The 26,165-nt window shown below is 53.3% G+C and carries 21 protein-coding genes and 2 tRNA genes; 17 read left to right on the forward strand and 6 right to left on the reverse strand.

Features of this window, described 5'->3' with window-relative positions; all coding sequences use genetic code 11:
* Window positions 1-89 precede the first annotated feature (89 nt).
* On the forward strand, window positions 90-578 hold the full coding sequence (locus BN8_RS17350) for a YciE/YciF ferroxidase family protein (protein ID WP_009283219.1): 489 nt from the start codon (window positions 90-92) through the stop codon (window positions 576-578).
* Window positions 579-671: 93 nt separating this feature from the next.
* Here the strand turns inward: BN8_RS17350 and BN8_RS17355 are convergent, their stop codons facing one another.
* On the reverse strand, window positions 672-1,574 hold the full coding sequence (locus BN8_RS17355) for a histone deacetylase family protein (RefSeq protein WP_009283220.1): 903 nt from the start codon (window positions 1,572-1,574) through the stop codon (window positions 672-674).
* Between the two features lie 136 nt (window positions 1,575-1,710).
* Here BN8_RS17355 and BN8_RS17360 point away from each other — a divergent pair, with 136 nt between their 5' ends.
* The 3 genes from BN8_RS17360 (at window position 1,711) to BN8_RS17370 (ending at window position 3,292) form a co-directional block, all read left to right on the forward strand.
* A complete protein-coding gene (locus BN8_RS17360) occupies window positions 1,711-2,460 on the forward strand; it encodes a glucose 1-dehydrogenase (RefSeq protein WP_009283221.1) in 750 nt (249 codons plus the stop codon).
* 64 nt (window positions 2,461-2,524) lie between these two features.
* Window positions 2,525-2,965 carry a hypothetical protein gene (locus BN8_RS17365; protein ID WP_009283222.1) on the forward strand — a complete coding sequence of 147 codons (441 nt, stop codon included), beginning with the start codon at window positions 2,525-2,527 and terminating at the stop codon, window positions 2,963-2,965.
* Between the two features lie 63 nt (window positions 2,966-3,028).
* Window positions 3,029-3,292, forward strand: a complete 264-nt coding sequence (locus BN8_RS17370; protein ID WP_009283223.1) for a hypothetical protein — start codon at window positions 3,029-3,031, stop codon at window positions 3,290-3,292.
* 92 nt (window positions 3,293-3,384) lie between these two features.
* On the opposite strand, the gene BN8_RS17375 is transcribed toward BN8_RS17370, so the two are convergent.
* From BN8_RS17375 to BN8_RS17385, 3 genes are all read right to left on the reverse strand, one after another.
* Window positions 3,385-4,161 (reverse strand): YciE/YciF ferroxidase family protein, encoded by a 777-nt coding sequence (locus BN8_RS17375; protein ID WP_009283224.1) that lies wholly within the window; start codon window positions 4,159-4,161, stop codon window positions 3,385-3,387.
* Window positions 4,162-4,634: 473 nt separating this feature from the next.
* Window positions 4,635-4,709: transfer RNA gene (locus tag BN8_RS17380), tRNA-Glu, on the reverse strand.
* A 19-nt stretch (window positions 4,710-4,728) separates the two neighbouring features.
* Window positions 4,729-4,800 (reverse strand) — tRNA-Glu (locus tag BN8_RS17385).
* A 160-nt stretch (window positions 4,801-4,960) separates the two neighbouring features.
* On the opposite strand from BN8_RS17385, the gene BN8_RS17390 reads away from it, so the two are divergent.
* The 3 genes from BN8_RS17390 (at window position 4,961) to BN8_RS33805 (ending at window position 10,216) form a co-directional block, all read left to right on the forward strand.
* Window positions 4,961-7,555, forward strand: coding sequence for a M14 family metallopeptidase (locus BN8_RS17390; protein WP_009283225.1), 2,595 nt, complete (start codon window positions 4,961-4,963; stop codon window positions 7,553-7,555).
* Between the two features lie 214 nt (window positions 7,556-7,769).
* Window positions 7,770-9,935 carry a carbohydrate binding family 9 domain-containing protein gene (locus BN8_RS17395; RefSeq protein ID WP_009283226.1) on the forward strand — a complete coding sequence of 722 codons (2,166 nt, stop codon included), beginning with the start codon at window positions 7,770-7,772 and terminating at the stop codon, window positions 9,933-9,935.
* Window positions 9,911-10,216, forward strand: coding sequence for a hypothetical protein (locus tag BN8_RS33805; RefSeq protein WP_310589791.1), 306 nt, complete (start codon window positions 9,911-9,913; stop codon window positions 10,214-10,216). The genes BN8_RS17395 and BN8_RS33805 overlap by 25 nt, the downstream gene beginning before the upstream one ends.
* Window positions 10,217-10,350: 134 nt before the next feature.
* Here the strand turns inward: BN8_RS33805 and dapA are convergent, their stop codons facing one another.
* On the reverse strand, window positions 10,351-11,247 hold the full coding sequence (gene dapA, locus BN8_RS17405; RefSeq protein WP_009283228.1) for a 4-hydroxy-tetrahydrodipicolinate synthase: 897 nt from the start codon (window positions 11,245-11,247) through the stop codon (window positions 10,351-10,353).
* 63 nt (window positions 11,248-11,310) lie between these two features.
* A complete protein-coding gene (gene ligA, locus BN8_RS17410; protein ID WP_009283229.1) occupies window positions 11,311-13,425 on the reverse strand; it encodes an NAD-dependent DNA ligase LigA in 2,115 nt (704 codons plus the stop codon).
* Window positions 13,426-13,706: 281 nt separating this feature from the next.
* Between ligA and rpe the strand changes: the two genes are divergently transcribed.
* From rpe to BN8_RS17460, 10 genes are all read left to right on the forward strand, one after another.
* Entirely contained in the window at window positions 13,707-14,378 is a 672-nt protein-coding gene (rpe, locus tag BN8_RS17415) for a ribulose-phosphate 3-epimerase (protein ID WP_009283230.1), read from the forward strand.
* Window positions 14,379-14,435: 57 nt separating this feature from the next.
* Window positions 14,436-15,842: an alpha-amylase family glycosyl hydrolase gene (locus BN8_RS17420; RefSeq protein ID WP_009283231.1), complete on the forward strand. Its 1,407-nt coding sequence runs from the start codon at window positions 14,436-14,438 to the stop codon at window positions 15,840-15,842.
* 117 nt (window positions 15,843-15,959) lie between these two features.
* Window positions 15,960-17,996, forward strand: a complete 2,037-nt coding sequence (locus tag BN8_RS17425; protein ID WP_009283232.1) for an OmpA family protein — start codon at window positions 15,960-15,962, stop codon at window positions 17,994-17,996.
* 30 nt (window positions 17,997-18,026) lie between these two features.
* Complete coding sequence (locus tag BN8_RS17430; protein WP_009283233.1) at window positions 18,027-19,793, forward strand: glycosyltransferase family 39 protein; 1,767 nt, start codon at window positions 18,027-18,029, stop codon at window positions 19,791-19,793.
* A gap of 95 nt (window positions 19,794-19,888) precedes the next feature.
* Window positions 19,889-20,731, forward strand: coding sequence for a transketolase (locus BN8_RS17435; RefSeq protein ID WP_009283234.1), 843 nt, complete (start codon window positions 19,889-19,891; stop codon window positions 20,729-20,731).
* Window positions 20,703-22,703: an NAD-dependent epimerase/dehydratase family protein gene (locus tag BN8_RS17440; protein ID WP_009283235.1), complete on the forward strand. Its 2,001-nt coding sequence runs from the start codon at window positions 20,703-20,705 to the stop codon at window positions 22,701-22,703. The genes BN8_RS17435 and BN8_RS17440 overlap by 29 nt, the downstream gene beginning before the upstream one ends.
* Window positions 22,704-22,750: 47 nt before the next feature.
* Window positions 22,751-22,993: a DUF8507 family protein gene (locus tag BN8_RS33375; protein ID WP_040006290.1), complete on the forward strand. Its 243-nt coding sequence runs from the start codon at window positions 22,751-22,753 to the stop codon at window positions 22,991-22,993.
* Between the two features lie 2 nt (window positions 22,994-22,995).
* On the forward strand, window positions 22,996-23,406 hold the full coding sequence (locus BN8_RS17450; RefSeq protein ID WP_009283236.1) for a putative toxin-antitoxin system toxin component, PIN family: 411 nt from the start codon (window positions 22,996-22,998) through the stop codon (window positions 23,404-23,406).
* A gap of 72 nt (window positions 23,407-23,478) precedes the next feature.
* A complete protein-coding gene (locus tag BN8_RS17455) occupies window positions 23,479-24,393 on the forward strand; it encodes a transketolase family protein (RefSeq protein WP_009283237.1) in 915 nt (304 codons plus the stop codon).
* Window positions 24,390-26,162: a hypothetical protein gene (locus BN8_RS17460; protein ID WP_009283238.1), complete on the forward strand. Its 1,773-nt coding sequence runs from the start codon at window positions 24,390-24,392 to the stop codon at window positions 26,160-26,162. The genes BN8_RS17455 and BN8_RS17460 overlap by 4 nt, the downstream gene beginning before the upstream one ends.
* Window positions 26,163-26,165: the final 3 nt, after the last annotated feature.

The following is a 26,165-nucleotide window of genomic DNA, read 5'->3' on the forward strand; positions in this document are numbered from 1 at the left end:
TTTTTTAAACATCCACTTTTAACCTGTGTTGACTCTATGTTGTCTATATACTTATAGATTACAATTCAACAGTCAAATCAACTTCCTTTATGAAAACCGTTAATGAACTAATGGAGCACATGATCCAGGACTTGTACTCCGCCGAAACCCAGGCTCTGGAAGCTATGCCGCAATTGGCTTCGCGGGTTCAGAACAACGAACTGCGTCAGGCTTTTGATACGCACCAGCGCGAAACTGAACAGCAGGTACGGCGTCTGGAGCAGATCGCTCAGCAAATGGGCATCAGCACGGAAGGTGAAACCTGCATGGGTATGCAGGGCCTGATCGAGGAAGCGCAGGATCTGCTGGATCAACTGGAGGATGATCAACTGGCCGACGCTGCCATTATCGGAGCGGCTCAGAAAATGGAGCATTACGAAATTGCCGGCTATGGTACGGCCCGCACCATGGCCCAGCAGGCGGGTCAGCAGGAAATTGCCGACCTACTGGAGCAAACCCTTCAGGAAGAAAAATCGACAGATGAAAAACTGACTCGTATTGCCACCAGCAAAGTTAACCAGCAGGCTACGAAGGCATAATAGGAGGAGGAAAGGAGAAAGGGACTAGTGAAGTTAAATCCCTTTTTCCTTTTCTCCCCTTTCTCCCTTTCTCCCCTTCCTTCCTCCCTTCCTCTAAAAATACATCTCATTCGCCAGCCGGAACGTATTGCAGTGGGCTTCAACGATGTCGGCAATCCGGGGAGAATATCCTCCACCCATCGATACGGCAATCGGCAGTTGATGTCGCAGAGCCTCTCCAAACACGAACCGGTCCCGCTGTCGGCATCCCTCGCGACTAACATTCAGTTTGCCCAGCCGGTCGGAAGCCAGAATATCGACCCCTGATACATAAAACAGGAAATCCGGCTGCACCTGCCGAATCAGTTTGGGCAACGTATCATACAATACGTTCAGGTATTCTTCGTCTTCCATACCGGTCGGCAATTCAACATCCAGATCCGATTGCTCTTTATGCAGCGGGTAATTGTCTTTGCCGTGCATGCTAAACGTAAACACGCGCGGCTCATGCTGAAACATCACGGCCGTTCCGTTGCCCTGGTGCACGTCGAGGTCAATAATAAGAATTTGCCGGACCTGCTGCGTTTCCAGCAGGTAGTGCGCAGCTACCCCTACGTCGTTCAGTAAGCAAAAACCTTCTCCCTTATCCGGAAAGGCATGGTGAGTACCTCCAGCTACGTTCATCGCTACGCCATCGCGCCGGGCTTTGTGGGTGCAGTCGATGGTACCCTGTGTAATTACCCATTCGCGTTCAATCAGCCCCGCCGACAGGGGGAATCCGATTCGACGTACCATTTTTGGGTCAACGGTCAATGTCTGAAGTTGCTGAACATACGTAGCCGTGTGTACGCCCAAGACCCACCGATCGTCCACAGGCTGCGGATGAAAAAAGTTGGCATCCGTACAGGTGCCTTCGTACAAAAGCTGTTCGTGAATCAGTTCGTATTTAACCATCGGGAACCGGTGTCCTTCCGGTAGCGGATGCCTGTAAATAGGCGCAAAAGCAATCTGCAACATGAAGCGAATGTGAACGCCGGGCGGCCACGCGGGGCAGTGTCCCGTTTAATAAGGATACAGACCTCTTAACTACTCTTTGGCCGGTTGTGTTAAAAAACGGCCTATCTTCCCCGTTCTTACGCTTTACCAAATTGTTATGAGAACCGCTATTGTAACGGGTGGCGGACAAGGAATCGGACGTGTCACCACACAGTACCTGCTCACGCATGGCTACCGCGTAGCTATCTGGGAGGCTGATACCGACGCCCTTGCCGAACTTCGCGAAGCATTTAAGGCATCAACCGCCCAGATACTGTTCGTATCCTGCGACGTATCGAGTGAACTGAACGTTCGGAAAGCCGCCGAACAAACGATTGGACATTTCGGGCAGGTAGATGCCCTGATCAACAACGCAGCCATTCAGATTGAGAAACCGCTGGATAAGCTGACCCTCGACGAATGGAACCGCGTGATCGGTACTAACCTGACCGGGGCGTTCCTGTGCGCCAAACACACGGCCCCTTATCTGGCCGCTCAAAAGGGTTGCATTGTAAATATTGGGTCTACGCGTGCTTTTCAGTCAGAACCGGATACCTTTGCCTATTCTGCATCGAAGGGTGGTATGCTGGCCCTGACGCACGCATTGGCGGTAAGCCTGGGGCCCGATATTCGGGTGAACTGCATTAGCCCCGGCTGGATCGACGTATCGGCCCTTAAGAAGAAAGCGAAAGCAAAGCCCGACGAATTGCGGCCCGAAGATCATGCCCAGCATCCGGCCGGGCGCGTGGGACAGGCCGATGATATTGCCCGTATGATTCTGTTCCTGATTAGCCCGGAAAACAGTTTCATTACCGGCCAGAATTTCGTAGTTGATGGTGGCATGACCCGGAAGATGATTTACGTGTAATTACATATAAAACACTCGTTGGTTTACTTAGTTTATTACCTAAATATTAACTGCTTCATCAGCTATGGATATAGAATTTTCTACATCAAGCGAAACAGCCCCCGTGGAAGTGCTCGACACACAGGTTACGTTACGGGCTTCGGCCGGGCACTCGCTGCTGTCGTTGCGCTTCCTGTACCGTAAAAACCGGGAGGCTGATCACCTTAGCATGCCGCCCCTGTCGTGGTTCGATGCCAGTCAGTTACAGCGTTTTTCGCTGGATCTGGCCAAAATCCACCACCCTGAAACCTGCACGATCGATCTGCCGGACGCGGGCATTCGATTGACCGGTTCAACCCGCCGGATTGCCGGGCGATGGACGGCTGGCCGTACGATTCAGGTTGAACCGCTGCCAACCTCGGACCGCCGGTTTACGCCGTTTACCATTCATGGGTCACAGCACGACATTAACTCCTACGCCCGAACGTTGTATAATCGGTTGTGGGAAGTTTTTATCCGCGGTTAGTTTAATAGAATAGAGGTCACGGTAAGGAAAACCAAAACCGCATAACACAAAACTCAACGACACATGGAAAACGTAAATCAGGATGCCATGCTGAACGAGCAGTCGCAAACGTACCGTCCCGAAACGGGTGGCCCGATGCAGATTCCAGATCAGGGCGAGATGGGTAATGAAGAGTATAATCCCTCGGATCTGGTCGGCGACGTCAATGCACCCGCCAGCACGCCTATTGATAGCACAGCCCCGGGCGATGGAACAAGCGTAGGGAACAACGATGGGACAGAACCTGACCCAGAGTATAGCGATGGTAACAGTCCTTTAACTAAATGACTATTCTGGTTCTATAACCTTTCTACGAAAAAGGCTCCCGATGGGAGCCTTTTTCATTATAAGCCTTACTGATTATCGGTTAACGATACGCCCTACACGCCGGACATACCACCCAGCGTAGCGTCGTTACTTGTACCGGTGCTACTCGGGCTTGAACCTACCGTGCCTGATCCATACGTAGTGGTACCGCCCATTTGCGAACCGCTGCTGTAAGATGAGCCAGACTGGTAGGTTTGGCCTGTACTGTTTCGATCATCGTAACGAGTACCATCCGGGCGTAGCGCATCGTTATCACGATCACCATAGGTATTATTCATGTCAGATTCAGAAGCGGCCCGCTGGTTAATGAACGACTCAGCCAGTTGCGTCAGTTTCTGATCCGTATTCTTCTCTTCCTGGAGCGTCTGCTGAAGTAATTGGGCAGCTTCGCGATAGCCAAGTACTTTAGCCAGCGTTACGGCCGAACCATAGGCAGCAATTTCATGGTGTTCTACCTTCTGCCCGGCAATGATCAGACCCGCATCCCGCGTCAGCGATCCAGAATCGGTCATAGACACCACTTTCTGAGCATCTTCAGCCAGGCCGTCGATAGCCTCACACGTCATGCTGTCGGCTTCGACACCGATGCTGTCAAATACGCGCTCCAGCCGCATGATCTGGTTACGGGTTTCTTCCTGGTGCATCAGGAATGCATTCCGCACCTCATCCGTCGAAGCCGCATCCGCCTGCTCGCCCAGCGCGTCAACTGCTTGTTTCTCGGCGTAATAAATTGCTTTTAATTCATTGATAAAGAGGCTACGTAGTCCTTCGCCGGTTTCAGCGTCATTGCCTCCGAAGAAATTCGATACTCGATCCATTAGGGATGCCATAGCTTGTGTAGTTTTATAGTTAGTAAGTTGATTGACACCCCTCCTTTGCCAACTACCGTGCCAAGTGCTGATTCTGTGATGGTTACACTTTTTTAATAAATAATTGTGTTTATCTTTTTCCACATAAATAGTAGACTATACTCGCGCTGAACCGTGCCATGGTTAACGTGCATTAGATAAATTTAACCAGAAGTTTAGCGATGAGACCAAGCCATCTGTGGTTTATAAGCTGTTACCGTGCCAACTAGTTAGACCACACGGGTTGGATTCAGTCAGGCGAAACGTCTGACCGAATGAACCACCTTGAAAGAACGAACAAGAAAAACCCATCCATTGCTGGTTGGGCCCGGTGACCCATAGGGGAATCGAAGTGGTGCGTCACCCCGGCCCTGTTTCATCTGTGAAAGGGACGTGTCCTAACCTGTACGAACAAGTTATGAACATAAAAAAGCCCGACCAATGCTGGTCGGGCTTGGTGACCCATAGGGGAATCGAACCCCTGTTTCATCCGTGAAAGGGACGTGTCCTAACCGCTAGACGAATGGGCCGTTTGCGCCAATGTGGTAGTGACCCATAGGGGAATCGAACCCCTGTTTCATCCGTGAAAGGGACGTGTCCTAACCGCTAGACGAATGGGCCAGATGGCGGTTTGTACCGGACGTTGGCGAAACGTGGTGCAAAAGTACGTATATGATTTTATAATCCAATATCTCTAATCGAAATTTTGCCACAAATCGCCTTTCTGTCCGATTTACTACTATTTTTGATGAAATCAACTTAGCTGTAGTAACCCCATTTCATGAAACAACTGTTGCTGCTGGCGGGTCTGACGGTTTTATCCTTATCAGCCCCGGCGCAAACTTCACCCACTGTACAAAATTCATCCGGCATCGTCGCCCCGGCACAATTCCTCGGGTATAAAATTGGCGAACGTTTTACGCCCCACCAGCGCGTACTGACTTATGCTGAGCAGGTTGCCCGCCAGGCCCCTAACCGTGTCAAACTGCTTCCGTACGGTACAACGCACGAGGGGCGTCAGCTCATGGTTGTTGTGGTAGCATCAGAAGCTAACCTGAACCGGCTGGAAGAGATCCGGACCAATAACCTAAAACGTACTGGTCTGCTTGATGGTCCCATCGTGGATTCGAAGGCGTCATCGGCGAGCCAACCAGCTATCGCGTGGCTGAGCTACAACGTACACGGCAACGAAGCGGTCAGTTCGGAAGCATTCATGGACGTACTGTACCGGCTGCTTGACCCGAACGATGCGGTGTCGAAAAAAGTCCTGAACACAACCGTGGTGATTCTCGACCCGGGCCTGAACCCCGACGGTCATGATCGCTACGTGAACTGGTATAACCAGATGGCCGGTCGAAACGCCGATCCGACGACTTTTGCCCGGGAGCATAATGAACCCTGGCCCGGTGGTCGGTACTCGCACTACCTGTTTGATCCGAACCGCGACTGGGCCTGGCAAACGCAGGAAATAACCCAGCAACGGATGGCGCTGTATCATCAGTGGATGCCCCACGTTCACGGCGATTTCCACGAAATGGGCGTCGAAAGTCCGTACTACTTTGCGCCATCGGCCAAGCCGTATCACGAAGATATTACGCCCTTCCAACGGCAGTTTCAGCAGGTGATCGGGCAATATTGCAGTCGGTATTTCGACCGGAACGGCTGGCTTTATTACACCCGCGAACGGTTCGACCTGTTCTACCCCAGCTACGGCGACACTTACCCGACCTACAACGGCGCAATCGGTATGACCTATGAACAGGGTGGCAGCGGTCGGGCCGGTCTGGCGATCGAAAAAGCCGACGGCGATACCCTCACACTCCGCCAACGGATTGACCACCACGTAGCATCCAGTATTGCTACGCTCGAATCCATCGCGGATCGCTCGGCGGACGTTGTGAAGGAGTTCGGTAATTTCTTCGAAAAAGCCCGAACCACGCCGGTTGGTACGTACAAGTCATACGTAATCAAAGCCAACGGCGATCCGGGTCGCCTGAAAGCCTTGCAGCAACTGCTGGAACGCAACCAGATCCGGTTTGGCTACGCTGGCAAAGCGCAGAACGTAGCTGGTTTCAATTACACCTCTCAGAAGAACGAGAAAAATGTATCGGTGGCGGCTGAGGATATGGTCATCAGCGCCTACCAGCCCAAATCAACGCTGCTGAAAATTCTATTCGAACCCAATTCAGCGCTGGAAGATTCGGCTACGTATGACATTACGGCCTGGTCGCTGCCGTATGCGTTCGGACTGCAAACGTACGGCCTGACAAACCGCATCAATCCGGAGAGCCGGGCTCCGCAGGCAACGACTCAGCCTCAAAGTCCGTCGGCTGCAACCTCCCGTCCGTATGCCTACGTCGCCCGCTGGCAGTCGTTGCCGTCGGTACAGTTGCTAGCGGCTCTGCTGAAGCAGAAGATTCGGGTACGGGCCGCTGAAAAGCCGTTCGAGCTGGACGGTAAGACGTACCAGTCGGGTACCCTGCTCATCACCCGGGCGGGCAACGAACGGCTGGGCGACCGTTTTGATGCGGTGGTTTCGCAGGCCGCAACCAAAGCCGGCGTTGCGCTTACGCCCGTGCAGACGGGTTTCGTTACCAAAGGGTCTGACTTTGGGTCGGATTTTGTGACGGGTCTGAAAGCGCCCCGGGTTGGGTTGGTGCTCGGCGACGGAACGCTCCCCCCAGCCGCCGGTGAAGTCTGGCATTATTTCGATCAGGAACTAGAGTACCCCGTAACGCTGATCGACGGTAACGCGCTGGGGAACGTTGAGTGGAGCAAACTGGACGTACTCGTGCTGCCGACCAACTACAATTACAGCCGATTCCTGAATGAAAAGAACCTCGCGGCCATCCGCGAATGGGTTCGGGCGGGCGGTAAACTGATTGCCATGGAACGAGCCGCATCATTCCTTGCCGGCAAAGACGGTTTTGACCTCAAAGAGAAGGAAGATAAGGACGGTAAAGACAAAAGCAGCAAGGACAAAGGCAACCCTGCCGACTCGCTGAAGATTTACGGCGACCGGGAGCGGACGGCTATTTCCGACGAAACACCGGGCAGTATTTACCGGATCAATCTGGATACAACGCATCCGCTCGCATTCGGCCTGTCAGACGGGTACTATTCTTTGGTGCAGAATGCCTATAATTTCGATTTCCTGAAAGATGGCTGGAACGTCGGCTATTTGAAAGCGAACAACTACGTAGCTGGTTTCTCGGGCAGGAATGCGAAGGAGAAGCTGAAAAACACGCTGACAATGGGTGTGCAAAGCCTCGGCCGTGGTACAGTCATTTACCTCGCCGACGATCCGTTGTTCCGGGGTTTCTGGTACAACGGCAAGTTGCTGTTCGGCAATGCTGTATTTATGGTGGGTAATTAACTAATTGGCTTCAATAGCAAAACGCAGTGGCCGCTGGTCGCTGCGTTTTGCTATACGGTAAATCATGTTCTTCTCTTTCTTTGCTTGTTAACGTATTGCTTACATCTACTCCGTGCGGACATTACTAATTTTGTGTATTGGCTGGTTGTTAGTTCCCTCTTTCGCGTGGGCGCAGAAGAAAAATGATGCGTATCAACTCCACATCCAGCGAGCCATGTCGCCCATTACGCTGGACGGCTCTGTTGACGAACCCGCCTGGCAGGCTGCCGAGGTTGCCGGTGATTTCTGGATGGTGCTGCCTATGGATACCAGCCGGGCCGCCGTTCGGACCGACGTTCGGATGACCTACGACGACCACAATCTGTACCTGAGCGCCGTCTGTTTCCACGGCAACGTAGCAGGGCCCTATATTGTTGAGTCGCTTCGGCGGGACTGGAACTTCGGCCGGAACGACAACTTTATCTTCTTTATGGATACGTTCGATGACCAGACCAACGGTTTCACCTTCGGTACCAACGCGGCCGGAGCGCAGTGGGACGGTCTAATCTATGAAGGCAGCAAGGCCAACCTGAGCTGGGATAACAAGTGGACGTCGGTGGTGCGCAACTACGCCGATCGCTATGTGCTGGAAATGGCCATCCCGTTCAAGACCATCCGGTATAAACAGGGCATTACGCGCTGGGGAATCAACTTTAGTCGGCAGGATCTAAAAACCACCGAAAAATCGGCCTGGGCACCGGTTCCCCGGCAATTCCCGACGGCCTCACTGGCCTACACGGGCGTACTGGTCTGGGACGTACCGCCACCCAGGCCGGGACCAAACATCTCGCTTATCCCCTACGCCCTGAGCGGTCTGACGCGCGACTATCAGCATAGCATTCCGACCAAAGGGCGCTTTACGGCGGGGCTGGATGCCAAAGTCGCCATTACGTCGTCGCTGAACCTGGACCTGACCGTAAACCCTGACTTTTCGCAGGTAGACGTGGATCAACAGGTGACTAACCTCGACCGGTTTGAGTTGTTTTTTCCAGAGCGCCGACAGTTTTTTCTGGAAAACGGCGATCAGTTCACCAACTTCGGCTATACCAACATTCGACCGTTTTTCAGTCGCCGGATCGGGCTGGGTGGGGTACCCATTCGTTTTGGTGCCCGGCTTAGCGGTAAACTCAACAAAGACTGGCGACTTGGCGTAATGGATATGCAGACCGGCCGCGTGGATGCGCTGGAGCTACCGGCGCAGAACTTCGCAGTGCTGGCCCTGCAACGGCGTGTGTTTGCCCGATCCAACGTAGGAGTTCTGTTCGTAAACAAACAGTCGCTGAACTATACCCCCTCGACTGAAACCCCGCCGTATAGCCAATACAACCGCAACCTGGGGTTGGAGTATAATCTGGCTTCATCGAACAACCTCTGGACGGGCAAAGCTTTATACCTGAAATCATTTCAACCCAGCGTGAATACGCCGGGCGTATCCACGCCGGGCGTATCCACGCCGGGCGTATCCACGCCGGGCGTATCCGCCAATAACAATGTGTATGCCGCCAACCTACAGTACAACAGCCGCCAATGGCTGGTGGGCGCTCAATTTGAAGCGGTGGGCCGGAACTACACTGCCGAAGCGGGCTACGTACCACGCCGGGGCTACCAACGCCTGCTGGCATTACTCGGCTATACGTTCTTCCCGACGGGTGGTCAGGTACTGAGCCACGGCCCGCAGGTGCAGTCGACGTATTTCTTCGATACCTTCGGGCGGCAGAGCGACAACGAAACCTACCTGAGCTACCTGGTCACCTTTCGGAGCCGGGCCACCCTGACAGGCTGGATTGCGACCGACTACGTACGACTGCTAAGCCCCTTCGATCCGACCAACACCGGCCGCGAAACCCTAACGACGGGCACCGAGCATACCTGGAAAGCGTGGGGCACTCAGTTTACGTCCAAGCCACAGAGTCTGTTTACCTACGGCTTTTCATCACGCTACGGCGGCTATTACGCCAACGGCACCCGGCTGAACCTGACCATCGACGGAGGCTACCGGTTCCAGCCATACATCAGTCTGGCGGCCAGCGCGAGCTACAACGACATTCGCTTGCCGCAACCCTGGGGACGTACTACGTTCTGGCTGGTTGGGCCACGCTTAGACGTCACCATGACGAACACGCTTTACCTGACTACGTTTGTGCAGTACAATGAGCAGCAGAAGAACATGAATGTGAACGCCCGCATCCAGTGGCGTTATAAACCCGCATCCGACTTTTTTCTGGTCTACACGGATAACTACCTGCCTAACGGAGCACAGATTGGCCAGGATGTACCAGGATTCTTTTCGGTGCTGAACCGGGCACTGGTATTAAAATGGACTTACTGGTGGAACGTTTGATGACCAGCGAAAACATTCTTTCTGAGGTGAAGTTGTTACGTCATCTGGCTGCGAAGAGCGGTCAGGTTCGCTACATCAAACACTCAACGATTATGAAAGATTGGTTTCGGTTTCTAACAACGGCCTTTGTGGCCCTCTTCCTGACTCTTTCGCTCACCAGTTGCGAATTGATCGGAGATATTTTTGAAGCAGGTGCCTGGACGGGTGCTGTCCTGGTTATTGTTGTTATCGTCGGCGTCATCTGGTTGATAGCCCGGGTTTTTGGAGGAGGGCGCCGTTGACATAGTTTCTTACTAATTGAGGGTGGGTGAGGTTGATTGATGTGGTGTCAGGTTCGGAACCGACACCACATCAATCAACCTCAACGACCCTCTCCTATTTAATTCATAAAGCGAATCCGGTTCAACTCAGCGAATTACGCTACGAGTTCAACCAACCCGTCTTTCTGCATAACCACCTTAAATCGTTCGCCCAGGTCGTCGGAGGCCTTTGCCAGCGGCAGACGTACTTCGGAGCTGATAAAGCCCAGGATTTCAAGAATCTTTTTCACCCCGACCGGATTTCCCTCTTCGTACAGCAACGGATCGATGCGCAGGAAATGCCCCAGTTCGCGCTGCGCAAACGCAAAGTCACCGCGCAGGGCCGCGTCGATCATGGCGCTGAACCGAGCCGGGAATGCGTTGGCAATCACCGACATCACCCCTACGCCACCAATGCTGATGATGGGAACTGCCTGCACGTCGTCGCCGGAGATAAGCAGAAAATCCTCGGGCTTGTCGCGGGCGATTTCCATGCACTGCTCAATGATACACGACGCTTCTTTGACGCCGATGATGTTCGGGTGCTCGGCCAGCGTACAGATCGTATCGGCCGTCATGTTGATGCCCGTCCGGGGCGGAATGTTGTACATGATCACCGGTACGGGACACGCATCAGCGACCCGGGTAAAGTGCTCAATTACGCCACGTTTGCCGGGTTTGTTGTAGTACGGACAAACTGACAGAATAGCGCTGACGCCTTCGAAATCCGTATCGTTCATAGCGGCCACAACATCGGCCGTTACGTTACCGCCGACACCGTAGACAATGGGCAGGTTTTTCGGGTTGTTCTCCTTCAGAAATTGCAGCAACTGTTTCTTCTCGGCCTTGGTCACCGTGGGCGATTCGCCGGTGGTGCCCTGCAGGACGATGTACTTGACGCCCCCATCGGAGACGTGCTGAATCAAACGGCCGAAACCGTCGAAATCAATCGAATGATCGGCGTTGAAAGGTGTCACAATGGCGACGCCGACGCCGTGAAAACGAGTATTCATGAACGAAACTGTTGCTTAGAATGACAAAGTTACGGCTTTTTTGCAGCAACTAATAGTCTGTATTTACCCACCCAGCATGGCCGTAAATTCGTCTTCGCCAATCAGCGGTACGTTCAGCTTCTGCGCCTTCTCAACTTTCGACGGGCCGGGGTTTTCGCCAACGATCAGGTAGTTGAGTTTTTTGGACACGCCACTCAGCAACTTGCCCCCGTTGGCCGCAATCCGCTCTTCCAGTTGCTCGCGGGTGAAATTGGTAAAGGTACCGGTATACAAAAACGTTTTGCCCGCCAGCGTATCACTTTCCTGAGCCACCACTTTCCGCTCCGACGCAAACTGCAGCCCGGCCGTCCGCAGCCGCTCGACGTACTCGCGGTTGTCTGGGTCGCGGAACCACTCGAACGCACTCTGGGCGATGCGCGGCCCGACGTCCGGTACGTTGGCCAGGGTTTCCAGCGGAGCATTCAGCAGTTCGTCCATGGAGCCGAAGTAATCCGCCAGCCGCTCGGCCGTAGTGTTACCGACGTACCGTATCCCAAGCGCAAACAGCACATTGGCAAACGGTTGTCCCTTCGACGCTTCGATGGCATTGAGGATGTTGTCGACGGTCTTCTGCCCGAACTTCACGACGCGGACTTTACCAGTCTCCTCCGCTCCGCCGTCGCGCGGTCCGCCGTCGCGGTCTTGGTATGCCTTCTCCAGACCGAGTAATTGCTCATTCGTCAGTTTATACAAGTCAGCCGGATCCCAGACCAGCCCACGCTCAATGAGCAGTTGAATTTTTCCTTCGCCCAGGCTCTCGATGTTCATAGCCCGACGCTGAATGAAGTGCTCAAACCGAGCCTGCCGTTGCGGTGGACATCCTTTCTCGTTCGGGCAGTAAAAATGGGCCTCGCCTTCGTTGCGGATCAGGGGCGTACCGCAGGCTGGGCACTCGGTCGGGTAGTTGATCGGCTGACTGGCTTCAGTACGTTTGCTGAGATCAACGCCGGTAATTTTAGGAATAATTTCGCCCCCTTTTTCGACAAACACCGTATCGTTGATCATGACGCCCAGCCGCTGAATTTCGTTGGCGTTGTGCAGCGACGCTCGCTTTACGACGGTTCCGGCCAGCAGCACGGGTTTCATATGCGCTACCGGCGTAACGGCACCCGTTCGGCCCACCTGATAACTGACGCTGTTGAGCGTCGTGCTTGCGGCCATTGCCTTGTATTTGAACGCAATCGCCCAGCGCGGACTCTTGGCCGTATACCCCAGTTCGCGCTGCTGGTCGTAGCGGTTCACTTTAATCACAATCCCATCGGTGCCGAGCGGCAAGTCGAACCGTTTCGTTTCCCATTCGTTGATGTACTCCATTATGGCCTGGATGTCGGCGCATTTCCGCCAGGTGGGCGATACGTTGAACCCCCACTGCTTCATGGCAATCAGGCTTTCTTCGTGGGTCTGGAATACCTCAGGCTCCGACAGAAACGAATACAGATAGCAATCGAGCCGGCGTTTGGCCACTATGGCCGAATCCTGTTGCTTGAAAGTACCCGAGGCCGCATTACGTGGATTAGCCAGCAGGGGTTCGCCTATATCTTCGCGCTCTTTGTTGATACGATCGAACTCGGCCAGCGGCAGAAAACCCTCACCGCGAACTTCGAAAAGCGCGGGGGGCACGGGGTTGTGAGAATCGATGCCATGCTCCTGGCCCCCTGCCCCACGCCCAATGCGCAACGGCAATGTGCGAATGGTCCGAATGTTGTTAGTAATATCGTCGCCCCGAACACCGTCCCCCCGGGTAGCTCCCTGGACCAGTACGCCGTTCTCGTAGGTCATGCTCAGCGCTACGCCATCGAATTTGAGTTCGCAGACGTACTCATAAGCCTGACCGTTCAATCCTTTCCGAACGCGGTTGTCGAATTCGGTCAGTTCGGCTTCGGAATACGTATTCCCCAGCGACAGCATCGGAAAGCGGTGGTAGACCGTCGGGAATTCTTTGCTGATAGCCCCCCCTACCCGCTGCGTTGGGGTATCTGGTCGACGATAGTCAGGATACTGACGTTCCAGATCAGCGAGTTCCTGTAATAATCGGTCAAAGGTAAAATCGTCAACTTCCGATACGCTGTTCTGATAATACTGGTGGTTATAATAGTTTAACCGATCCGTTAATTCATTGATTTGATCCTGAGGAGTCATTGATTAGCAAGATGTTTGCACTACATTCAGGTGGTGGCTTTGCTGTTACGGCAGACCACCTTACCAGGGGTGATGAAACGAATTGTTGAAGGTGGTTGACACCGCCGTACGACGGACCGATGTGTCAATAATTGTTTCAACTATCAGGTAAAAAAACTTAGATTTACTGCCACTTTTACAAAGGTCTACAATTTTTTGTTTAGAGTTTCTCGTTATCTACGCGGTGACCGGTATCCAGTGCTACGTCAAAAACCCTCGTAACGAGTTAGTTTCTTAGCCTTATGAACCAACCCCTGATCGCTCCTTCTTTGCTCGCAGCCGACTTTGCCAACCTGCAGCGCGACGTGGAGATGGTTAACCAAAGCGAAGCGGATTACCTGCACATCGACATAATGGACGGGGTCTTCGTTCCCAATATTTCCTTCGGCTTTCCAGTACTTGATGCCGTGCGTCGTTACTGCCGCAAGCCACTGGACGTGCACCTGATGATCGTCCAGCCCGAGCGTTACCTCGAGGCCTTTGCAGAAGCCGGAGCCGCCGTCATTCATGTCCATTATGAAGCGTGTACGCATCTGCACCGTACCCTGACCCGCATCCGCGAACTAGGGTGCCGGGCTGGTGTCGTTCTGAATCCACATACGCCAATTGGTGAACTTGAAGACGTACTGGAAAACATTGACGTCGTTTTGATCATGTCGGTCAATCCCGGCTTTGGGGGGCAGACGTTCATTGACCATACGTATCGTAAAACGGCCCGGTTGAAAAATATGCTGGCTACCGGCGGCTCATCGGCTATGATCGAAATAGACGGGGGGGTCAGCGTCCATAATGCAGCCCGGCTCGTCGAAGCCGGGGCCGACATACTCGTCGCGGGTAGTTCGGTATTCAACGCTCCCGATCCGGCTGTTGCGATACGGGAGCTTAAAGAAGGTCGCCTGCCGCTGGTGGCCTGATTTTCTCTATTTACCTGGTACCATCCGTGTTGTACTGATTTGAGTAAACGCTTTTTTATGAGAAAAACGTACCTGGCCGTTGCACTCGGTGCAACCTTGCTCACAACGGCCTGCCGCGATACACAAAAGACTCAGGCCGACGCTGCCGTCGCAACGACCGACAGTTCCGGCACGCCACCACCCGCTCCGGACTGGTCGCACAATGCTACTATCTACGAAGTCAACACCCGTCAGTTTTCGCCGGAAGGCAATTTCAAAGCCGTAGAAAAACAGCTTCCCCGGCTAAAGGAGATGGGGGTCGATATCATCTGGATGATGCCGATCTATCCCATCAGCGAGAAAAACAAAAAAGGCTCGCTTGGCAGCCCGTATGCCATTGCCGATTATACGTCCGTTAATCCGGCATACGGTACGATGAACGATTTCAAGGCGCTGGTCCGCCGGGCTCATGAGCTCGGGCTCCGGGTCATTCTCGACTGGGTCCCGAATCATACGGGCTGGGATCATGTGTGGGTCAGGGAACACCCCGAATGGTATACCCAGGTTAACGGAAAAATGACGGCCCCTATCGATCCAACGACCGGTAAGCCCACCGACTGGACCGATGTAGTGGATCTGAATTACGACAACCCCAACATGCGGCAGGCCATGATCAAAGCCATGCAGTTCTGGCTGCGGGAATGCGACGTAGATGGTTTCCGCTGCGACGTAGCGGGCTTTGTTCCGAACAATTTCTGGGCCGAAGCCCGGCCGGCGCTCGACAAGGTCAAGACTGTATTTATGCTGTCGGAGTGGGAAGATCAGCCCGAACAATTCAAGAGTTGCTTTAACATGAATTACGGCTGGACCATGCACAACATGATGAAAGCTATTGCCAAAGGGGCACGACCGGCAACGGGAATCGACTCAGTACGGGAGAAAAACCAGAAGCGGTTCCCCCGTTGGTATTATCAGATGCTTTTCACCCAGAACCACGATGAGAACACGTGGAATGGCACCCTGACCGAATCTTTCGGACCGGGGGCTGATGCCTTTGTCGTGCTGACCAGTACGCTGGAGGGCATGCCTCTGGTATACAACGGCATGGAAGCTAATCTTAACAAACGACTGGCTTTCTTCGAAAAAGACACGATTGATTGGGGTAATTACCCCAAAAGCGATTTCTTTAAAACCCTGCTCACGCTTAAACACCGCAACCGGGCATTGTGGAATGGGACAGCAGGTGGCCGTGCGGTGAAAATACCAACTGATCACGACGACAAGATCTACGCATTTTACCGCCAGAAAGATAGCGACCGAATTGCCGTGCTGGTTAACCTCAGCACTCAGCCCCAAACCTTCCGGCTGGATGGAGACGGATATGAAGGTATTTACACCGAGGTATTCAGTCGCCAGTCGATGGAAATCAAACCCAATATGTCCTTTACGCTCCGGCCGTGGGAATACCGAGTGCTGACCAACTAGCTACGTTCCGATCGTTTACCGGCCAAACACACAAACAACCTACCATATAGATTTCCGTTGTTGCCCTTGCTCAAAGCCGCTGACTTTTCTATCTTGAGCCAATTTTACGCGTTTTTTATGCGAATGCAGCGTCTTTTATTGAGCATTGGCTTCGTTAGCATAAGCCTGGTTAGCCCTGCCCAATCGGTGCAGTGGGCTACCCGGGTTATTGGCTTTTCATCGGAAGGGAAGAGCGACGCGAACGGCAGGCAGTATAAAGCAACGCAGGCACTGGGGCACCCGAACAAGCTACCTCAGTTGGGTGCAAGCCCGTGTGCATGGTCACCGCTGAACCCCGACGCCCCTGAGGAATGGATACAGGTTGCTTTTGAACGGCCAATGCGCATACGGCAGATTGTCGTAGCCGAGAACGTAAATCCGGGGGCAGTCGTCCGGGTTATTGTCATCGACGACAAGGGCCGGGAACATCCGGTGTATCAGATCGTCAATACGTTGCCCCGTCAAAATCCCCTGCTGCACGTCATGCTGAAAGACTCCGCCATAACGGGTAGTCAGGTGAAAGTAGTTATGAACGGGGCCGTGCTGAAAGGACCGAACCAGATTGACGCCATCGGTATATCAGAAGATACCAAACCCGTTGCCGTTGGTATTAACATCTCCAAAGACCCCCCGAAGGATATTCAGAAGGAGAACCTGGGCAAAACGGTCAACTCACCCGGCCAGGAGGTAGCCCCCGTGATCGCCCCCGACGGCAAAACGCTGTATTTCACCCGGAATTTCAACAAAGCCAACATTGGCAAAGCTGACCGGCAGGACGTCTGGTATGCAATACTAGACCCGGGTACCGGCAGTGAACCGGACCGCTGGAACGAGGCCGTTAACATTGGTGCCCCCATCAATAATGCCGGGGATAACGCCATCAGTGGCATGGCCCCCGACGGTCGATCGGCCTATCTGATCAACGTCTATAAACCAGACGGCGGCTTATCGTTCGGGATTTCAAAATCAACAAAGACCAAGCAGGGCTGGTCGCAGCCGGTGGAGTGCAGGATCACGAACAATTATAACCTACACGAAAAAAACCAGTTGGAGTTCTGCGTATCGGCCGATGAACGAATCATGATCCTGGCGGTACAACGGAAGGATAGCGAAGGCGACCGCGACCTGTACGTATCGCAGTTGAAGCCCGACCAAACGTGGTCGGAGCCGCAATGGATGGGCCCGGTTATCAATTCGGCCGATTTTGAAAGCTCACCTTTTCTGGCAGCCGATGGTCGTTCGCTGTACTTTACGTCGGGAGGACATCCCGGCTACGGCAACGGGGACATCTTTATGACCCGTCGGCTCGACGACACGTGGACAAACTGGAGCGAACCCGAAAATCTGGGACCGTCCATCAACACCGCCGAATGGGATGGTTATTTCACCATTCCGGCCTCGGGCGAATACGCCTATCTGAGTTCACGGGCTAACTCAATGGGCGAAGACGACATTTTCCGGCTAAAGCTTTTCCCAGCCATCAAACCAGACCCGGTGGCCATCATATCAGGGCAGGTGCTGGATACGCAAAGCAAAAAGCCCGTTGCTTCAGAAATTGTGTCGGATGTGGTCGATGAAAACAAAGAGGTATCCCGGGTCGAATATGACCCCGAAACAGGCGAGTACAAGATCATTCTGCCGACGCAGAAAACTTACAACCTGACGGCGAGTAAAGAGGGGTACTTCTCAACGACCGAAACACTGGATCTGTCGAAAGACAAACGGTTCCGCGACATACGGCGTAATTTGTACCTGACTCCCATTCAGGCCGGGCAGAAGATCGTGATGCGGGAAGTCCTGTTTGAGCAGAGTAAATTTGACCTGCTGCCGGGAGCCAACAATGAACTCGACCGGGTGGTGGAAATGCTTAACAAGTACCCCGCCATGGAAATCCTGATTGAGGGACATACCGATAATCAGGGGGCCTGGGAACCGAACCTGAAGCTTTCGGAAGATCGCGTACGGGTTGTAAAAGAGTACATTACCGGCAAAGGTATTCCACAGACCCGTATTCAGACCAAAGCCTGGGGCCCCAGCAAGCCCATCGCCAGCAACGAAACCGAAGAGAAGCGGAAGCTGAACCGGCGGGTAGAATTTACCATCCTGAAAATGTGAGATCCCGCGAATACCACTACTTTTGCGGCCATGTTTCGTTTATCTAACCGAAACGCACTGCTTTTGCTGGGCATTGTTGTCCTGATTGCCTTTGCGCTTCGCCTGTATCGAGCCGGTACGTACGGCATTTACTTCGACGAAAAATCCACCCTGCTCATCAGTCAGGGCGTTGTGCTGGAAGGAGCTAATCAGAAAGACGTTTTCAGCAAACCGTACTTTACCCCCGCCGAATTCTGGAAACCCAAGACGTTTGCTGATTTCATTGACGCCAATATCCGGGGCGACATCGGCAACAGCCCGGCGTACTACGGTGTATTATACATCTGGATAAAGCTCTTTGGCATGAGCGATTGGGCCATTCGGATGCCCTCCGTATTGTTCAGTACCCTGACCGTTCTGCTCCTCTACGTATTTGTCAGGCGGCATTTCAAGTCAGAGAGCCTGGCACTCCTGAGCGCCTTTATCGCGGCTATCGAACCGTTCTTTGTGGCCTACAGCCACATGGCCCGCAACTACTCCATGACGTTTTTCCTGACGTTGCTGGCCACACATATCTTCCTGCTCATTATGGAGAAGATAATGAAACGGGAACAACCGACAGGATTATACATCGCCTACGGACTGACATTCATCACCTCGGTACTGTCGCACTACCTGACCGTAACTGTTTTCCTGTGCCACGGCCTGTATGCTCTTCTTTACCTCCGGAATGTTCGCGCCTGGGTTACGCTTGGCATCACAGGGGCCGTCGGGCTGGGGCTGGTATCGCTCTGGTTTATCTTCGGCGGGGGTAAATACACCTTTTTTACACTCAACTATCAGGCGCAGTTTTACCGTAATATCGCCCTGACAAACCCCACCGGTACACCGTTTGGGCTGATCCTACCCGCTACAATCCCTAACATTACGGTCCGGGCTATTCCAATTTTCGCCGATCTGTTCATCTTCACTAATGGCCTGGGTAAAGCGCTGTTAGGTGTCCGGAACTCGTTGGTAGCCCTGGGAATTGGTACCCTGGCAACGCTGATCATTCATCAGTACGGAGCAGTGAAGCACCCATCGATCTGGGTTCGGGTGGCCATGCCCGTATTGCTGGCGGCTGGTTTGCTGTACTACACGGTGGTTCCGTTCCGGTTTCTGGTGCTGTCGGCGGCTATACCATTCGCCTACCTGATCGGCCGGTACGTGGTTGATCAGACTGACAACCGCGAGAAACGGCTGGTTATCATGCTCGCGCTGCTGACGTTTGTACCGACGTTTTTTCTGCTGTTCATGGCCTGGCGGTCGGGTCACACCTTTGGCATTACGCAACGGTACTCAGGTTTTTCGTTCCCCTACGTTTGTATTCTGGTTGCGATGGGGTTACGGCAATTAGCAACGCTGCCGTGGTGGTTCAGTACCCCACTGGCCGCAGCGCTGCTCATCCAGCTTGGTTTCCTTACGCAGTTATTGATTGAAATTTACGCGGATGCTCAGCCAAAATACACGTATTTCGACCGGCCACGGATTGCAAACCCGTACTGGACCTCAGCGCAGCAACTCAAGGAACTCTACACGCCGGGCGATACGATCCTTTATCCGAACCTGAAACGCCCGATTTATTCGGAGAAAATTGATAAAACCTATTCACCGGTCGGTTTGCTCGACGCCCAGTTAGTAAACGTGTATTTACCTGAAAATGCGCAGTTTATCCAGCGAATTGACCCTAACGAACACGATCGTATCGTACTGGTAAAAGCAAAGACTGGCCAGAAAATTACTATTTTTGACTTCGAAGGCACGAAGTTTAGGTACTAAGTTCCAAGTGTAAAGTTTACTGTTCGACGTTAAACTTATCATGGCGGCCCGAAAAACACGGGGCTACGAACTACTAACCTGAAATCAACAAACCTGTGCGAACCACATTCACCAATACTCAAGTCCTCCAGGGGCAGCTACGGCTCAAAATTCTGGGTTTATACCACCAGGCCCACGCTGGTCATATCGGCTGTTCGCTCAGTTGCGTCGATCTGATGATTGCGACACTGATCCTTCGCAAACGCGAACAGGATACGTTTTTGCTGTCGAAAGGGCACGCGGCTGCCTCACTCTACGCCTGCCTGAACCACCTCGGCGAAATTTCGGATGAAGTACTGGCTACGTATTACCTTAACGGCACTACTCTGCCCGCTCACCCGGCTCCTAACAAACATCAGGGTATTCCGTTTGCAACGGGCTCTCTGGGGCACGGCCTGCCAATTGGTTCCGGTATCGCGCACGCCAGCAAACTGATTGGCGACGACGCCCGGGTATACGTACTGATGTCCGACGGTGAAACCAACGAAGGCACTACCTGGGAAGCCGCCCACTACGCGCTCCAGAACGGACTGGATAACCTGGTGGTGCTGATTGACAAAAATGGCCTGCAGGGATTTGGCAGCACGGCCGATGTACTGGGCGATACGGCTGATGCCCGAAAATGGGAAGCCATTGGTTTTGAAACCGTCGAAGTCAATGGGCACGATGTTGACGAACTGCTCGGGGTTATTGATCAGTTGACCGCGGCCCCCAATGGCCGCCCGAAGGCTATCATCGCCCATACGGTGAAAGGTAAAGGTGTATCATACATGGAAAACCGGCTCGAATGGCACTACCTGCCCATGAACCCGGCTCAGTATGAACAAGCCTGCGCCGAAGTCACCGAACGCTACCTAACAACCATTCCGAATGTCGCCGAACGAACAACCGTTTACTAATACCATTCAGCAACTCAAGGGTCCCATTGTCGTATTTGGGGCCAGCGGCTTCATCGGAGCCAATCTGTTTGAACAGCTTTTCCGCGTCAGAAAGGACGTGTACGCCCTGACCCACGACGCAACCAAGGCCTGGCGACTGAAGTTACTCGACGTCCCGGCCGAAAACATCGTCCACTGCGACATTCTTTCCAATACGTCGGTTAAGGATGTGTTCGAGCGGTATAAGCCCCGTACCATTTTTAACCTGGCGGCCTACGGTGCCTACAGTAAGCAGAAAAACGTAAGCCTGACCTACGAAACAAACGTAATCGGGACGGTCAACATTCTGGAAAACTGTTCGACCGAGATGGTATACGTCCATGCCGGCAGCAGCTCTGAATACGGCTTCAACTGCACGGCCCCTAAGGAAACCGATCGCGTTGAGCCGAACAGCCACTACGCCGTCTCGAAAGTATCGGCGGCTTATACCCTGGAATACTACGCCCGGCTACACGGACTGAATACGCTCAACCTCCGGCTCTACTCCATTTACGGTGGCTGGGAAGAACCTGACCGGCTTATTCCCCGGCTGGTTGAAGAGTGCCGCAAGGATAAACTACCGCCCCTGGTGTCACCCGACATCAGCCGCGACTTTGTGTACGTTGATGACTGCGTGGAAGCGTTTGTACTGGCCGCTTTGCGGGTCAATGAAGCGATTCGGGGTCGGTCGTATAACATCGCTACAGGGCAGAAAACTACCATGCGGGAGCTGGTCGACGTAGCGCGGCAAACGTTCGCGGTTAAGCAGGAACCGGTCTGGGGCAGTATGAACAACCGCAACTGGGATCTGGCCGAATGGTACGGTAACCCCGATGCTGCCGAAGCAGACCTCGGCTGGAAAGCCCGGACATCGCTCAGTGATGGGTTGCGACAAACGGCCGAATGGCAGGTATCGCACCAGTATGAAGAACGGGTGTTGCCCGCGTTTCAGACGCCGACCCTTAATCCGGTCATCTCGCCGATTATTGCCTGTTACAAGGACGCGCAGGCCATTCCGTTTATGTACGAACGGCTGGTCAAGACCTTCAACGAAATGAAGGTGCGGTACGAGATCATTTTTGTGAACGACAACTCACCCGACAATACGGACGAAGTGCTGGCGGAGATTTGCGCCAAAGATCCGAACGTGATTGCCGTTAAGCACTCGCGTAACTTCGGCTCGCAGTCGGCCTTCCTGAGCGGAATGGAAATCTCGACCGGCGACGCGGTGGTGCTGATGGACGGCGATTTGCAGGACCCACCCGAAGTCATTCCGCAGTTTTACGAGAAGTGGCAGCAGGGCTACGACGTAGTGTATGGGGTTCGGGTGCAGCGCGAAATGCCGACCCATGTTCACTTTTTCTATAAACAGTTCTACCGACTATTCCGTCGAACGGCGTACATCAACATACCGGTCGACGCTGGTGATTTTTCGATTATTGACCGGAAAGTAGTACGTGAACTGGTCAATCTGCCCGAAACCGAGCAGTTTCTGCGGGGGTTACGGGCCTGGGTAGGTTTCAGGCAAACGGGCGTCGACTACGTTCGGCCGGAGCGGATGTTCGGCGTCTCGACCAATAACTGGACAAAGAACATCTGGTGGGCTAAGAAAGCGATTTTCTCGTTCAGCTTCGCGCCGTTGGAGCTGATGACATACGCTGGCTTTGTTTTAACGGGCTTGTCAATGCTGGGTATTGTCTGGCAGATTGTGGCTCGGCTTTTGAACTTCGATCCGAATACGCCCTACGGCATTTCGACCGTTCTGGTTCTGATTATGTTCTTCGGCGGAATTAACCTGCTGGGTATCTCGTTCTTAGGCGAATACATCAGCAAGATATTTGAAGAAACGAAGAAACGGCCGAAGTTCATTCGAACAATGGTTCGCAAAGGACCCCAGGTGTATAAAACCGCTGCGGAGATTAACACGTTAGTAGAACAGCGTAGAAGCAAGTAATTTTGTGGGGCAGTAACGTACAGCGTCACCTTATCGAAAAGCAGCGTATGGCTCATGAATCACAGACATCGTTAAGTAAAGCTCAGCTCGATCTACTTGCTTTGTTTAATCGGGATGTAGCCGAACAGGATTGGCTTGAAATTAAAAGGCTAATCAGAAACTACTTTGCTCAAAAAGCAATGCTGGAAGCTGACCAACTCTGGGATCAACAAGGGTGGAGTGATCAAACTATGAACGATTGGTTGAATAGTCACAAGCGCACTCCATACCGTCAAAAGCCAGGGGAGTAGACATGAAAATAGTCTTGGATACTAACGTATTGCTGGTAGCTATTCCAAATCGCTCTATTTACAACCCAGTGTTCAGGGCTTTTCTTGATGAAAAGTTTACCCTTTGCATCACGACAGACATCCTTGACGAATATGCCGAAATTATAGGTGAACGTGCGAATAAAAATATTGCACAAAACACCCTGGAGGCTATTGAAAGTGCACCAAACGTAGAATTTGTTATAAGGTATTACAAGTGGAATCTAATTGAAGCAGATCACGATGATGACAAGTTTGTTGATTGTGCAATTGCCTGTAACGCTGATTACATTGTCACAAACGACGGACATTTTGATGTGCTGAAAAACGTCTCTTTTCCTAAGGTTATCACACTCACAATTCAGGAGTTTCTTGCCAAACTCCAGGCACCATGAGAATCGAAGGTCTGGTAACAATTAGTAACGGAATTGATCCACTCAACAAGCGGTCGTCACGGCCCTACAGTTATGCGCAAAGAATTTTCAGCCGGCATTGAACGCATTGCCGCTACCGACGATAAGGTCGTGTTCATCACCGGCGATCTGGGTTATAACGCCCTCGAAAACCTCGTCGAGCAGATGGGGCCGCGCTTCATCAACGCGGGCGTTGCCGAACAGAACATGGTAGGTGTTGCGGCCGGTATGGCTTACCGGGGCTACAAAGTATTCTGCTACAGCATTGCGCCTTTTGCGGTTTATCGCTGTCTGGAACAGTTCCGCAACGACGTTTGCCTGCACAACATGCCTGTCTTTCTGGTCGGCAACGGTGGCGGTTATGGTTACGGCATTATGGGCTCTACGCACCACGCCATCGAAGATCTGGCCTGCCTGAGTAGTTTACAAAACGTCAATACGTACATTCCCGCCTTTGCCGACGAAGTTGCCCCGATGCTGGACCAGATTATAGCTGAGCGTCGCCCGGCTTATCTGCGGCTTGGGGCAGGTGGCAAAACGCCCGACGACTCCCAAACCTACGGTACGTTCAAACACGTTGTTCGCAGCGCCGATTCACTCGGGACGGTAGTAGCCCTTGGTCCGGTGGTGGGCAACGTGCTCACGGCCCTGCAGGATGAGCAGCTAAGCGGTCAGTTTGATGTGTATACGGCTACAAATCTTCCGCTTGACTTACCTACGGAACTGGCTCACCGCTGGGCGCGAAAACCCCTGCTGGTGGTGGAAGAACACGTATCAATCGGCGGACTGGCGCAGCAGCTTTCGGTTAAGCTGCTGGCCGACGGAGCCGCGCCGAGTCACTTTGTAAGCCTGTCGGCGCAGGGATACCCGAATGGGCTCTACGGCGACCAGAAGTACCACCAGCAGCAGTCGGGTCTCGACCCAGCCAACATTGTTCGACAGCTTTCCAGTCTGCTCATCGCCGGATGATTCCACGCGATCCCACAAAACCATCTACTCCAACCCGTCCGGACTCCGTCCGGGCGGCTGTTCCGTCTGGTACTACCGGCTGGTCAGGACCGGTATGGGGGTGGTTGCTGGTTGCCTTACCGATTCTTTTCTTTTTCGGCCTCTGGAGTTATTACGCCGTGAACGTACCGAAGTGGGACGACCATGCACTCCGGGCGTTTCTGTATTACCTTAGTCAGGAAACAACCCTGACCGGAAAAATCTACCAGATATTCCGGCAGCACAACGAACACCGGATCGTCTATGACCGGATTGTTACCTACCTCGACTATCAACTATTCGGCAAGCTCAATTACCGGCACCTGATGATGATCGGCAACCTCAGCTTGTTGGGCCTGGCAGGTGTATTTGCGGCTGTGCTGCGAAGAAGCGGAAGAGCGGTATGGCTGTTAGCTCCGGTTGTCTTTTTCCTGTTCAACCTGTCGCAGTGGGAAAATATGTACTGGGGCATGGCCGCCCTGCAAAACTTTACGGTCGTATTCTGGGTGCTCTGGGCGATTTACCTGCTGACGTACACCGACCGCTGGCTGGTCGCCCTACCGCTGGCCATAATCGCTACCATCACGAGTGGTAATGGTCTGTTAGTCTGGCCAGTGGCCATAGTCCTGCTGCTGGTACAGCGTAAATTTCGCCCGGTGGCCATCTGGGCGATGGGGGCTTTTGTTGTAATCGGTCTGTATTTTCTGGGCTACGAAAAGCCGGCGGGTAATCCACCGGACCGCGGCTCGGTGACCGATCTGCTGAAGGGCTGGTTTGCCTTCAACGGGGCAGCGGCTGAAGTCTTTCCGCTGGGTTCAGGTTTCTTCAGCAGCCTGGTAGCGGGTGGACTGTTGACCATAGTTGCCCTGGTTGTCGTCGCAATCATCGTACGAAGGGCGTTGCCTTTGCTAACCAAATCATCAGCGTCCCAGACCACCCCGGCTACGTCATCGCCCTTGCGCTCGATCGATCTTTTTTTCCTTGGTGCCGCCGGATTCCTGATTGGCACCGGGGCTATTGTGGCCTGGTCGCGAGTTGGCTTTGGCATGGAGATGCTGATTACGAGCCGGTATAAGATGTATTCGCTAACGTTGCTGGCGTTAGTTTACACATACGGTGTTATTACGTTGGGCGGCCGGTTCAGGCAGCCATTGGGCCTTATTGGTCTGGTTGCCGGATTGGGGCTGGCCTGGCTGTCGTACGTTGCGTTTCTGGATGAGACGATCTGGTGGCGGCACTGGCTGCTTACTACGCAGCAGTTTAACGCGACCTACAGCACCAATAAACCCGTACCACAGCTTGATCCGGTTACAAAACAATACCAGGATACCGCACCCGCGTTTTACGACGATCATCTTTCAAGACTGTACAGTGAACCGGACCAGCAGAAGTTGTCTGTTACCGTGAAAGAGGAGGTCAGAGGAGTGCCCGTTTATATGGTTACGGAACCGACGCTGCCCGTATCAGACCTCCGCGACGGCCGCGCGTACGTTATGTTCCGGTCACCGCAGCGGGTGTATCTGTTTCCGGTGACGCAAAATCTGAATTCCGGACTGATGGCTCGGTTGCTACCGTCGCGCGTGTTTACAAACGGGTTTACAGCGACACTGTACCAGGGCGACCTGGCCGTCGGAACGTACCAGATACTGATTCTGACGATTGATGCTCAAGGCCAATGGGCGCTGCATCCGACCGATCAGACGGTACAATTGAAAACTAAGGCCGCCGACGGGTTCAAGAAAAACTGGTAACCG

Source organism: Fibrisoma limi BUZ 3 (genome assembly GCF_000296815.2).
Classification (GTDB): domain Bacteria; phylum Bacteroidota; class Bacteroidia; order Cytophagales; family Spirosomataceae; genus Fibrisoma; species Fibrisoma limi.